The organism is Streptomyces sp. NPDC104106 (assembly GCF_055584345.1).
This window is the reverse complement of the sequence record NZ_JBVJMF010000007.1, coordinates 311,611-323,324: the sequence shown is the minus strand read 5'-3', so window position 1 is coordinate 323,324 and position 11,714 is coordinate 311,611. Positions and strand designations below refer to the sequence as shown.

The 11,714-nt window shown below is 72.3% G+C and carries 12 protein-coding genes; 7 read left to right on the top strand and 5 right to left on the bottom strand.

What is annotated here, in order from left to right; genetic code table 11:
• Nucleotides 1–38: 38 nt before the first annotated feature.
• The gene (locus ACZ60X_RS19455; protein ID WP_469599810.1) at nucleotides 39–539 is read left to right on the top strand and encodes an Lrp/AsnC family transcriptional regulator; all 501 of its coding nucleotides are present in this window, start codon (nucleotides 39–41) and stop codon (nucleotides 537–539) included.
• 41 nt (nucleotides 540–580) lie between these two features.
• Here the strand turns inward: ACZ60X_RS19455 and ACZ60X_RS19450 are convergent, their stop codons facing one another.
• Complete coding sequence (locus tag ACZ60X_RS19450; RefSeq protein ID WP_469599808.1) at nucleotides 581–1,168, bottom strand: TetR/AcrR family transcriptional regulator; 588 nt, start codon at nucleotides 1,166–1,168, stop codon at nucleotides 581–583.
• A complete protein-coding gene (locus tag ACZ60X_RS19445; RefSeq protein WP_469599806.1) occupies nucleotides 1,165–2,679 on the bottom strand; it encodes a 3-hydroxyacyl-CoA dehydrogenase in 1,515 nt (504 codons plus the stop codon). The genes ACZ60X_RS19450 and ACZ60X_RS19445 overlap by 4 nt, the downstream gene beginning before the upstream one ends.
• A 159-nt stretch (nucleotides 2,680–2,838) precedes the next feature.
• On the opposite strand from ACZ60X_RS19445, the gene paaN reads away from it, so the two are divergent.
• Nucleotides 2,839–4,545: a phenylacetic acid degradation protein PaaN gene (paaN, locus tag ACZ60X_RS19440; protein WP_469599804.1), complete on the top strand. Its 1,707-nt coding sequence runs from the start codon at nucleotides 2,839–2,841 to the stop codon at nucleotides 4,543–4,545.
• Here paaN and ACZ60X_RS19435 read toward each other — a convergent pair.
• The 3 genes from ACZ60X_RS19435 to ACZ60X_RS19425 are packed head-to-tail and all read right to left on the bottom strand — an operon-like array spanning nucleotide 4,542 to nucleotide 7,265.
• Complete coding sequence (locus ACZ60X_RS19435) at nucleotides 4,542–5,300, bottom strand: TrmH family RNA methyltransferase (protein ID WP_469599802.1); 759 nt, start codon at nucleotides 5,298–5,300, stop codon at nucleotides 4,542–4,544. The genes paaN and ACZ60X_RS19435 overlap by 4 nt on opposite strands.
• Nucleotides 5,301–5,310: 10 nt before the next feature.
• Nucleotides 5,311–6,531, bottom strand: coding sequence for an HTTM domain-containing protein (locus tag ACZ60X_RS19430; protein WP_469599800.1), 1,221 nt, complete (start codon nucleotides 6,529–6,531; stop codon nucleotides 5,311–5,313).
• Complete coding sequence (locus tag ACZ60X_RS19425) at nucleotides 6,528–7,265, bottom strand: DUF5819 family protein (protein WP_469599797.1); 738 nt, start codon at nucleotides 7,263–7,265, stop codon at nucleotides 6,528–6,530. Before ACZ60X_RS19425 ends, ACZ60X_RS19430 begins: the two co-directional genes overlap by 4 nt.
• Nucleotides 7,266–7,983: 718 nt before the next feature.
• Between ACZ60X_RS19425 and paaA the strand changes: the two genes are divergently transcribed.
• From paaA to ACZ60X_RS19400, 5 genes are read left to right on the top strand one after another with little or no spacing between them, the layout of a single operon-like run.
• The gene (gene paaA, locus ACZ60X_RS19420; protein ID WP_469599795.1) at nucleotides 7,984–9,072 is read left to right on the top strand and encodes a 1,2-phenylacetyl-CoA epoxidase subunit PaaA; all 1,089 of its coding nucleotides are present in this window, start codon (nucleotides 7,984–7,986) and stop codon (nucleotides 9,070–9,072) included.
• Entirely contained in the window at nucleotides 9,069–9,356 is a 288-nt protein-coding gene (paaB, locus tag ACZ60X_RS19415; protein ID WP_014673816.1) for a 1,2-phenylacetyl-CoA epoxidase subunit PaaB, read from the top strand. The genes paaA and paaB overlap by 4 nt, the downstream gene beginning before the upstream one ends.
• Nucleotides 9,353–10,084: a 1,2-phenylacetyl-CoA epoxidase subunit PaaC gene (gene paaC / locus ACZ60X_RS19410; RefSeq protein WP_469599792.1), complete on the top strand. Its 732-nt coding sequence runs from the start codon at nucleotides 9,353–9,355 to the stop codon at nucleotides 10,082–10,084. The genes paaB and paaC overlap by 4 nt, the downstream gene beginning before the upstream one ends.
• Nucleotides 10,078–10,629: a 1,2-phenylacetyl-CoA epoxidase subunit PaaD gene (gene paaD / locus ACZ60X_RS19405; protein ID WP_469599790.1), complete on the top strand. Its 552-nt coding sequence runs from the start codon at nucleotides 10,078–10,080 to the stop codon at nucleotides 10,627–10,629. Before paaC ends, paaD begins: the two co-directional genes overlap by 7 nt.
• Nucleotides 10,629–11,693 carry a 2Fe-2S iron-sulfur cluster-binding protein gene (locus ACZ60X_RS19400; RefSeq protein WP_469599788.1) on the top strand — a complete coding sequence of 355 codons (1,065 nt, stop codon included), beginning with the start codon at nucleotides 10,629–10,631 and terminating at the stop codon, nucleotides 11,691–11,693. The genes paaD and ACZ60X_RS19400 overlap by 1 nt, the downstream gene beginning before the upstream one ends.
• Nucleotides 11,694–11,714 lie beyond the last annotated feature (21 nt).

Genomic DNA, 11,714 nt, shown 5'->3' with positions numbered 1-11,714 from the left:
ATGAACGCAGGACGTCCACGGCGAGGAAGCGGGGGGACATGGCAGCTGAACGATTGGCCGACGGGCCGCGGGACGGCGCCCCCCTGCCGCAGCCCCGCCCGCTGGACGCCATCGATCAGGACATCCTGAGGATCCTCCAGGCGGACGGCCGCGCCTCGATACGCTCGGTCGCCGAACGGGTCCACGTCTCGCGCGCCAACGCCTACGCGCGCATCAACCGGCTCGTCGAGGACGGGGTCATCCGCGGCTTCGGCGCACGCGTGGACCACGAGCGGGCAGGACACGGCACTTCGGCGTACATCACCCTGAAGATCGTCCAGAACACCTGGCGCACGGTACGCGAGCAGCTGCGGCAGCTGCCCGGTGCCTCCCACATCGCCCTGGTGGGCGGTGACTTCGACGTCCTGCTGCTGGTGCACACGCCCGACAACAGGGCGCTGCGGGAGCTGGTGCTCACGCGGCTCCAGGCCATCCCCGAAGTGCTCAGCACGCGCACGCTGCTGGTGTTCGAGGAGGAGGACCTGGAGCCGGAGGCGTAGGCGTGGGCCGCGGGTGGACCGCGGGCCGAGGCTCCTTCGGGTCAGTCGCGGCGCAGCCCGGAGAAGACCAGCCGGACGACCGCGTCGGCCACCTCGCGGTCACCGGCGCCGCGCGGATCCGGCCGGTACCACTCCACGATGGAGTTGATCATGCCGAAGACCAGCCGGGTGGCCAGCCGGACCTCCACGTCGCCGCGTACGTCGCCGTCGGCGGCCGCGGCCTTCAGCAGCTCGGCGACCCCGTGGTCGAAGTCGCGCCGCCGCTTGAGCGCCCAGCGCTCGGTCTCGGTGTTGCCGCGCACGCGCAGCAGCAGCGTCACGTACGGCAGCTCCCCTATGAGCACCTCGACCATGCGGCGCACGACGTGCTCCAGCCGGTCGACCGGTCGCCCCACGCGCGCGTGCTCCTCGTCGAGGATGGCGAACAGCCCGTCCAGGGCACGGCTGACGGCCCGGCGCAGCAGCTCCTCCTTGCCGCTGACGTGGTGGTAGATCGACGACTTGGAGATGCCGGCCGCCTTGGACAGGTGCTCCATCGAGGTGCCGTCGTAGCCACGCTCGTTGAAGACCCGCACGGCGACGGACAGCAGGGTCTCCGGGGTGTACGTGTCGCGTCTGGCCGTGGTCATGAGGCGCCCTCCCGCTTGTCGACGGCGTATGCGTGGCGGTAGAGCGCGAGCGAGGGCGCGTAGCGTCCGGACGGGTCACGCTCGTGCATCTCGTCCAGGACGTCGATCGCGAAGTCACGGCCGAGCCTGCGGTCCCATTCGAACGGGCCGAGCGGGTAGTTGACCCCGAGACGCATGGCCGTGTCGATGTCCTCCTCGGTGGCCACGCCCTTGGCGACGGCGTCGTGGGCGAGGTCGATGATCCGGGCGACCGTGCGGGCGACGATCATGCCGGGGACGTCGCCGATGACGCTGACGTCCTTGCCGAGCGCCTGGAACAGCCCGGTGGCCTCGGCCAGGGTGCGCGGCGAGGTGTCATGGCCGGCGGACAGGGCGATCCGGGTGGCCGCGCGGTAGTCGAGGGCCAGGTCGAAGTAGACGACGTCCCGGAACTCCACGGAAGTCTGCCCGTCGGCGAGGACCAGCTGCCCGCCGCCCGGCAGCACCAGGCGGGTGCCGTTGTCCTCGCCCTCCTCGCGGACCTGGATGCCCGCCTCGCGGATCAGCGCGAGCAGGTCGGCGGCGGGGCCGAGGTCGCCCTCGGCGACGACGTAGACGGGCGGCTGCTCCTTGTCCGCGGTGTGCGGCTCGGCCCGCTCGGCGCCCTCGGCGTAGTCGTACCAGCCGCGCCCGCTCTTGCGGCCGAGCCGGCCGGACTCGACCAGCCGTCGCTGCGCCAGGGACGGCGTGAACCGCACGTCCTGGAAGAAGGACTGCCACACGGAGTGCGTCACGGACTCGTTGACGTCCTGTCCGATCAGGTCGGTCAGCTCGAAGGCACCCATCTTGAAGCCGCCGCAGCCGCGCAGCACCGCGTCGATGGTGGCCGGGTCGGCCGCCTGTGCCTCGTAGACGGCGAAGGCCTCGGCGTAGAAGGGCCGGGCGATGCGGTTGACGATGAAGCCGGGGGTGTCCGCGCAGGCCACCGGGGTCTTGCCCCAGGCGCGGGCGGTCTCGTACGCGCGCGTGGCCGAGGTGACGTCGGTGGCGAACCCGGAGACGACCTCGACCAGGGGCAGCAGCGGGGCGGGGTTGAAGAAGTGCAGCCCGACGAAGCGCCCGGGATGGCGCAGGGCGCCGCCGATGGCCGTCACCGACAGCGAGGAGGTGTTGGTGGCGAGCAGGCAGTCCTCGGCGACGATGTCCTCCAGCGCGCCGAAGAGCTGCTGTTTGACGTCCAGCCGCTCCAGGACGGCCTCGACGACCAGGGCGCAGTCCGCGAGGTCGGCGAGGTCCGCCACAGGCCTGAGCCGGGTGCGGGCGGCGTCCCGGTCGGCGGCGCCGAGCCTGCCCTTCTCCACGAGCCGGTCGAGGCGGGCGCCGATCGCTTCGGCCGCCTCCCGGGCGCGCCCGGGAGCGGCGTCGTAGAGCCGCACGGGGTGGCCGGCGACGAGCGCGACCTGGGCGATGCCCTGGCCCATGGTGCCGGTGCCGACGACGGCCACGGGGCTGCTGAGGTCGAGTGCTGTCATGTGCGCGATCCTCCCGCACGGGGTTTTCCACAGATGCGGCGGTCCCCCTTGTCCCGACCGATCGTTCGGTTACTCTAGCCCTGACGATCCCATCCCGCTGCTCTTTCCGCCAGGTCGTGAACTCGACGGAGAGTTCCCCAGACGAGGAGTTGGTCCCGCATGGCCGCCGAACTGACCGTGTCCGAGCTGATCGCGAAGCACCGGCCCACTCTCGACCAGGCCCTGGAAGCGATCCGCACGCGCGCGTACTGGTCCCCGCACCCCGAGCACCCCAAGGCCTACGGCGAGAACGGCAGCCTGGACGCGGCGGCGGGCAAGGCCGCCTTCGACGCCGTGCTGCACACACGCCTGGACCTCGGCCAGCCCGGCACGGACGGCTGGACGGGCGGCGAGGTCTCGCCGTACGGCATCGAGCTGGGCGTGGAGTACCCGCACGCGGACGCGGACGTGCTGCTGCCCGCGATGAAGGCCGGACAGACCGCCTGGCGGGACGCCGGAGCGGAGACGCGCGCGGTGGTCTGCCTGGAGATCCTCAAGCGGATCAGCGACCGCACGCACGAGTTCGCGCACGCCGTCATGCACACGAGCGGACAGGCCTTCATGATGGCGTTCCAGGCGGGCGGTCCGCACGCCCAGGACCGCGGCCTGGAGGCGGTGGCGTACGCGTACGCGGAGCAGGTCCGCACGCCCGGCACGGCCGAGTGGACCAAGCCCCAGGGCAAGCGGGACCCGCTGGCCCTCACCAAGCGGTTCACGCCGGTCCCGCGCGGCATCGCCCTGCTCATCGGCTGCAACACCTTCCCGACCTGGAACGGCTATCCGGGCCTGTTCGCCTCCCTCGCCACCGGCAACGCGGTCCTGGTCAAGCCCCACCCGCGCGCGGTACTGCCGCTCGCGCTGACCGTTCAGGTCGCGCGCCAGGTGCTCACCGAAGCCGGCTTCGACCCGAACCTGGTCGCGCTGGCCGCCGAGCGCCCCGGCGAGGGCGTCGCCAGGACCCTGGCCACCCGCGCCGAGATCCGGATCATCGACTACACCGGCTCCACCTCCTTCGGCGACTGGCTGGAGGTCAACGCCCGCCAGGCGCAGGTCTACACCGAGAAGGCCGGCGTCAACACGGTGCTCGTGCACTCCACCGACGACTACAAGGGCATGCTGTCCAACCTGGCGTTCTCGCTGTCCCTCTACAGCGGCCAGATGTGCACCACCCCGCAGAACCTGCTCGTCCCCCGCGACGGCATCCGCACCGACGAGGGCTCCAAGACCTTCGACGAGGTCACCGCGGACCTCGCCCGCGCGGTGGACGGCCTCCTCGGCGACGACGCCCGCGCGAACGCCCTGCTGGGAGCGATCGTCAATCCGGACGTCAAGGCACGCCTGGAGGCCGCGGCCGGCCTCGGTGAAGTCGCCCTCGCCTCACGGGAGATCACCAACCCCGACTTCCCGGACGCGGTCGTGCGCACCCCCGTCATCGTGAAGCTGGACGGCGCGCGCAAATACTGGGAGGGGGCCGACGACCAGGCCGCCTACATGAGCGAGTGCTTCGGTCCCGTCTCCTTCGCCGTCGCGGTCGACTCGGCGGCCGACGCGGTGGAGCTGCTGCGCCGCACCGTCCGCGACAAGGGCGCGATGACGGTCGGTGCCTACACCACCGACCCCGAGGTCGAGCGGGCCGTCGAGGAGGTCTGCCTGGACGAGGCGGCCCAGCTCTCGCTCAACCTGACCGGAGGGGTGTACGTGAACCAGACGGCCGCCTTCTCCGACTTCCACGGCTCGGGCGGCAACCCGGCGGCGAACGCCGCGCTGTGCGACGGCGCGTTCGTGGCCAACCGGTTCCGGGTCGTCGAGGTGCGCAGGGAGGCCTAGGAAGCCGCAGGGCCGGCGCCCCCGGTGAGACTCCAGTGGTACAGCGTCATGGCCACACTGGTGGCCAGGTTGTAGCTGGAGACCTGAGGGCGCATCGGCAGGGACAGCAGATGGTCGGCACGCGCGCGCAGTTCGGCGGACAGCCCGCTGCGCTCGGAGCCGAACGCGAGGACCGCGTCGTCCGGCAGCTCCACGCCCCGGATGTCGTCCCCCTCGGGGTCCAGCGCGAACACCGGCCCCGGCGGGAGTTCCCCGACGCCGAGGCGCTCCACGGCGGTCGCGAAGTGCAGTCCGGCGCCGCCGCGTACGACGGTGGGGTGCCACGGGTCGAGTGTGCCCGTGGTGACCACCCCGGTCGCCCCGAATCCAGCGGCCAGCCGGATCACGGCCCCGGCGTTGCCCAGGTTGCGGGGGTTGTCCAGGACCACGACCGGCGCGCTGCGCGGGCTGCGGGCGAGCGCCCGCAGATGGGCCTCCCGGGAGGGCCGTACGGCGAGCGCCGCGACCCCGGTCGGGTGGGGCCGCGGCACCAGCGAGGCGTACGTCTGCGACGGCACCTCGGTGAGCAGGGCGTCCAGCGCGTCCCGCACGTCCCCGGCCAGTTCCTCGGCGAGGGCGAGCGCGGCCGCCCGGTCGGTGGTGACCGCGACCGGCACCTCGGCCCCGAAGCGCAGCGCGTGCTTCAGGGCGTGGAAGCCGTCGAGCAGCACGGCACCGCCGGCGTGCTCGCGCCACAGGATCAGCGGGTCGGTCATGCGGCGAACCCTACGCGGAGCCCGCCCGGCCCGCCGCGCTCGCCTCGGGGCTCCCCTCGGGCGACCGCGGCGCGGGCACCGTACGCTCCCCGCGCCGGGCGATGCGCGTACGCGCGCGTGCCGCCAGGGCGCCGAGCCGGCGCAGGAAGGACGTCGGCAGGAAGACCGCGTCCGCGGTGATCATCGCCAGCGAGAAGAAGGGCAGGCCCAGAACGACCGCGATCACCGCATGTTCCAGCATCATCGCCGCCAGCAGGACGTTCTTGACCCGCCGGTTGAACAGTGTGAACGGGAAGGCGACCTGCACCATGACCGTCCCGTAGGCGACGATCATCATGATCGTGCCGCTGGAGGACATCAGGTCGGCGAGGCCCGGCCAGGGTGAGAAGTAGTCCAGATGGAGCGGGTAGTAGACGGCGGTGCCGTCCTGCCAGCGCGAGCCCTGGATCTTGTACCAGCCGGCCGTCGCGTAGATCAGGCAGGCCTCCGCCATGATCACGACCAGCGCGCCGTTGTGCAGGATGTTGGCGACGACGTCCAGCAGGATCCTCGGGTCCCGGGCCTTCACCCAGCGGCCGACGGCCCACCACAGGGCCTGCCCCACCAGGGCCGTCCACAGCAGCGCGGGGATCTGCCAGCCGTTGTCGAACCGGCCGGTGACCGTCGCGAGAACGAGCGCCAGGCCGAGCACCGCCCACAGGGCCGGTCCCACCCGGTCGGCGGGAATCCGCTCCCCACGCGCGCGTGCGGCCTCGGCACGCTCCGCCCGCCGCGCGTCCAGCGACCAGACCTGCCCGCAGCGGGTGAACACCAGGTAGATCGACATCAGGTGCAGGACGTTGTCGCCGCCGTCACCCACGAAGACGCTGCGGTTCTGCAGGGACAGCACGCACACCATGAACAGCACGGACGCCGTCCGGGTGCGCCAGCCGAGCAGCAGCGCCAGGGCGGCGAGGATCGCCAGCAGATAGAAGCACTCGAACCAGAGCTGCGCGTCCGACCACATCAGGGCCGTGAAGGCGTGGTTGTCGGTGGTCAGCTCCTCGGCGAGGTTCCAGCCCCAGGGTCCGGCCGGGCCGTACAGCTCCTGGCGGTGGGGGAACTCACGCAGCAGGAACAGCAGCCAGGTCCCGGCGAACCCGATCCGGATCACGGCGCTCTGGTACGGCCCGAGAGCGGCACCGGTGACCCGGGCGATGCCGCGCGAGAGGTTCAGGGAGAGACGGTTCACCGCACACCCCCGGCGGCCTCGTCGGCGGGCACGGTCCACCAGGGCAGCACACGGTAGACGGCGTTGTCGGACACGTGCTCGGGGCTCCATTTCGGCGGCTGCACATTGGTGGTGCGAGAACGGACCTGGACCTGCCGGATGACGCCCAGCTTGCCGGGCGGATCGTTCCGGTACAGGCGCATCACCACGATCCGGCGCAGGTACGCCTCGGAGAGGGAGCCGCGCATGCCCACCGGCCGGTTGTCGACGCCGTGCGTGGCGGTGAAGAAGTCCCAGGCCCGCCGTACCTCGTTCTGCTCGGTGTGGCTGGGCGCAAGATTGCCCTTGATGGCGGCGCCGTCCTCGGCGGACAGGTCGGTCCACCCGGTGGTGCGCAGCTGTCCGTCCCCGGTCCGCACCTCGGCGCGCACCTGTACGGCGATGTTCTGCTGCAGCGGGTTGGGCGCGAACAGCTTCCAGTTCTGCTCGAACTCGGGGTACACCCACTGCTCTACGGCCTTGCCGTGCTGCTTCGTCACCGTGTTCGCGGGCGCGAGGCTGAGGAACACCATCAGCACGTGCACCCCGGCGGCGACCGCCACCAGGGCGAGCGCCAGTGCCGCGCCGACCTGGTAGCGGGGGGAGAGGGCGGCCACACCGGTAGGGGGCGCGGCGGGCGGCGAGGCCGAGCCGGCACCCGCCGGGGCCGCCGCCGACGCCTCCTCAGCCCCGTGCGTGCCGTCCACGTCGTCCACGCCTTCGGTACCTTCCCCGTCGTCCGGGTGCGCCGGATGGTCCGGCCGCAGGGGACGGCCCGAGTTTCCCGACTCGCCCTCCGACGGCTCCGCTTGTCCGGGCCGGACCGCCCAGGACGCCCGGCGCGGCTCGGCGGCACGGCCAGGCCCGTCGGCCGGCCCCGGCTCATCGGTCCGGCCGGCATGAGAGCGACCGGGGCCGGAGGGGCCGGAGCCGGGCCCGTCGGTGGCAGTGCCGCCGGCTCCCGCGCCGCCGGATTCGGCCGCAGGATGTTCCGGGAGACGCGCCCCGGCCGACCCTTCGGGGCCGGGCCCGGCCCCCGGGTCCTCGTCGTACGCGTCCATTCCGTCCCGTCCCCCGTCTCGGCTCGGTCATCTCGGTCCAGTCGTCCGGCCCAGCGACCGGCTCGGGTCCGCGGCGCCCGTCCCGAGCGCCCCACGGTTCCCGCACGCCACGATGCGGCGTCCGCACGGAACGGTACTCAGCCTCGGCCGCCGGGCGCAGCCCCGGGTACGACCCGGCTCCGTGGTCCGCACCACGCCGTACGGCGACGGACCCGGCGTACGCGGCTCCGCCCCGGTCGTCCACAGGCCGTCCGGCGGAGTTTTCCACAGCGGTTGACACTCCATAGCGGCCCGGCACACCATTGATATCGCACGGACCGAACGATCGGTCGGGACAGTGTTCACCGCAGAGCCCTAGGTCAGGGGGACCGCAATGGCCACAGCAGCCGCGCAGCGCACGGCCGGTACGGAGCCGGACGGCACGCCGGACACCGTCGACACGGCGGCCTACCAGCGCGCCTTCGACGCGGCCGTGGCCGCTGACGAGCGCGTCGAACCACGCGACTGGATGCCCGACGCCTACCGCGCGACCCTCGTCCGGCAGATCGCCCAGCACGCGCACTCCGAGATCATCGGCATGCAGCCGGAGGCCAACTGGATCACCCGCGCCCCCAGCCTGCGCCGCAAGGCGATCCTCATGGCCAAGGTGCAGGACGAGGCCGGTCACGGTCTGTACCTCTACAGCGCGGCGGAAACCCTCGGCACCAGCCGCGACGAGCTGCTCGACAAGCTGCACAGCGGCCGCCAGAAGTACTCGTCGATCTTCAACTACCCGACCCTGACCTGGGCCGACGTCGGCGCTATCGGCTGGCTGGTGGACGGCGCCGCGATCACCAACCAGGTCCCGCTGTGCCGCTGCTCCTACGGCCCATACGCGCGCGCCATGGTGCGGATCTGCAAGGAGGAGTCCTTCCACCAGCGCCAGGGGTACGAGCTGCTGCTGGCCCTCAGCAAGGGCACCGAGGAGCAGCACGCGATGGCGCAGGACGCGGTGGACCGCTGGTGGTGGCCCTCGCTGATGATGTTCGGGCCGCCCGATGACGAGTCGCAGCACTCCGCGCAGTCGATGGAGTGGAAGATCAAGCGCCACTCCAACGACGAGCTGCGCCAGCGTTTCGTCGACATCTGTGTTCCCCAGGCGGATTCCCTGGGTCTCTCCCTCCCGGACCCGGACCTGCGGTGGAACGAGGAGCGGGGGCACTACGACTTCGGCGCGATCGACTGGACGGAGTTCTGGGAGGTCCTCAAGGGCAACGGGCCGTGCAACGAACAGCGCATCACCCAGCGCCGCCGCGCCCACGACGAGGGCGCGTGGGTCAGGGAGGCCGCCGCGGCCTACGCCGCCAAGCACGCCCCCGGCAGCGCGAGCAGCACCGGCAACGCGGACAGCAGCACCGGCACCGCCGACACCTGTACGACCGGACCCGACACGGCTCACGACAAAGAAGCGGAGCGAGCATGAGCACCACCGACTGGCCCCTGTGGGAGGTCTTCGTGCGCTCCCGGCGCGGCCTCTCCCACACCCACGCCGGCAGCCTGCACGCCCCCGACGCCGAGCTGGCGCTGCGCAACGCCCGCGACCTGTACACCCGGCGCGGCGAAGGCGTCTCGATCTGGGTCGTCCCGGCCGCAGCGATCACCGCGTCCTCCCCGGACGAGAAGGACCCGTTCTTCGAGCCGGCCGCCGACAAGCCCTACCGCCACCCGACCTTCTACGAGATCCCGGAAGGAGTGAAGCACCTGTGACCGCCACCGGCCCCGCCACCGTCCCGGTGACCGCCGCGCTCGCCCTCGGTGACGACGCCCTGGTGCTCTCCCACCGGCTGGGGGAGTGGGCGGGCCACGCCCCCGTTCTGGAGGAGGAGGTCGCCCTCGCCAACATCGCCCTCGACCTGCTCGGCCAGGCCCGGGTGCTGCTGTCGATGGCCGGCGACGAGGACGAACTGGCCTATCTGCGCGAGGAACGCTCCTTCCGCAACCTCCAACTCGTGGAACAGCCCAACGGCGGCTTCGCCCACACCATCGCACGCCAGCTGTACTTCTCCACCTATCAGCATCTGCTCTACGCCGAACTGGCCGCAGGCGACGGCCCCTTCGCCCCCCTGGCCGCGAAGGCGGTGAAGGAGGTCGCCTACCACCGCGACCACGCCGAGCAGTGGACGCTGCGCCTCGGCGACGGCACCCGGACGAGCCACGAGCGCATGCGCCGTGCCACGGAGGCGCTGTGGAAGTTCACCGGGGAGATGTTCCAGCCGGTGGAGGGCCTGGACGCCGACTGGTCACTCCTGGACCGGCACTGGCAGGAGTCGATCGGGGCCATCCTCGGCCGGGCCACCCTGTCCGTCCCCGAGGGGCCGCGCACCGGAGCCTGGTCGGCGGGCGCCGGCCGACAGGGCCTGCACACCGAGCCGTTCGGGCGGATGCTCGCCGAGATGCAGCATCTGCACCGCAGCCACCCGGGGGCGACATGGTGACCGCCACCGCCCTGGAGGCGGAACTGCTGGAGCTGGCCGGGGCGGTGCCCGACCCCGAACTGCCCGTCCTCACCCTGCGGGAGCTGGGCGTGCTGCGCGCGGTCCACGTCGAGGGCGCCGACACGGTCCAGGTCGATCTGACCCCCACCTACACCGGCTGCCCCGCCATCGAGGCGATGACCCTCGACATCGAGCAGGTCCTGCGCGCCCACGGCATGCGCGAGGTCAGGGTCCGCACGGTCCTCGCACCGGCCTGGTCGACCGACGACATCACCCCTGAAGGACGCCGAAAACTCCAGGAGTTCGGCATAGCCCCGCCCCGCGTGCGCGACGGCTCCGGCCCGGTCCCGCTCTCCCTTGGCCCGACCCGCACTCTCCCCCAGGACAGCGCGCCGGACGCGGCACCGCACCCGGACCCGGTCCGCTGCCCGCACTGCGGCTCGGCCGAGACGGAGCTGCTGAGCAGGTTCTCCTCCACCGCCTGCAAGGCGCTGCGCCGCTGCCTGGCCTGCCGTGAACCGTTCGACCACTTCAAGGAGTTGTGATGGCGCGCTTCCACCCGCTCCAGGTGGCCGCGGTCGACCGGATCACCGACGACGCCGTCGCCCTCACCCTCACCGTCCCGCCCGCACTGCGCGAGGAGTACCGGCACGCGCCCGGCCAGCACCTGGCGCTGCGCCGCACCGTCGACGGCACGGAGGTCCGGCGTACCTACTCGATCTGCTCCCCCGCCCCCGACCCGGCCGGTCCGGGTCCGGACACCCTGCGGGTCGGTGTGCGGCTGGTGGAAGGCGGTGCCTTCTCCGCCTACGCGCTGAAGGAGATCAACGCCGGTGACGAGCTGGACGTGATGACCCCGGCCGGCCGCTTCACGCTGGACCCGGCGCCGGGGCGGTACGCGGCGATCGTGGGCGGCAGCGGCATCACACCGGTGCTGTCCATCGTGTCCACGCTGCTGGCGCGCGAGCCGGAGGCGCGGTTCTGTCTGATACGCGGGGACCGTACGGCCGCCTCGACGATGTTCCTGGAGGAGGTCGCCGATCTGAAGGACCGCTACCCGGACCGGTTGCAGCTGGTGACCGTGCTCTCCCGCGAGGAGCAGCAGGCGGGCCTGCCGTCCGGCCGCCTCGACCGTGAGCGGCTGACCGCGCTGCTGCCCGCGCTGCTGCCGGTGGACCAGGTCGCGGAGTGGTTCCTGTGCGGGCCGTACGGGCTGGTGCAGGGCGCCGAGCAGGCGCTGCGCAAGCTGTCCGTGGACCGCTCCCGTATCCACCAGGAGATCTTCCACGTGGACGCGGGCGCGCCCCCGGCCGCCTCCGCCCCGGCCCCCGCGCACAGCACGGTCACCGCCCGGCTCGACGGACGCGGCGGCACCTGGCCGGTGCGCGACGGCGAGACGCTGCTGGAGACGGTCCTGCGCAACCGGTCGGACGCGCCCTACGCGTGCAAGGGCGGAGTCTGCGGTACCTGCCGTGCCTTCCTGGTCGCCGGCGAAGTCCGCATGGACCGCAACTTCGCCCTGGAGACGGAGGAGACGGAGGCCGGGTATGTGCTGGCCTGCCAGTCGCATCCGCTGACCGAGCAGGTGGAGGTGGACTTCGACCGCTGAGACGCGCCCGGCCATTCCCTT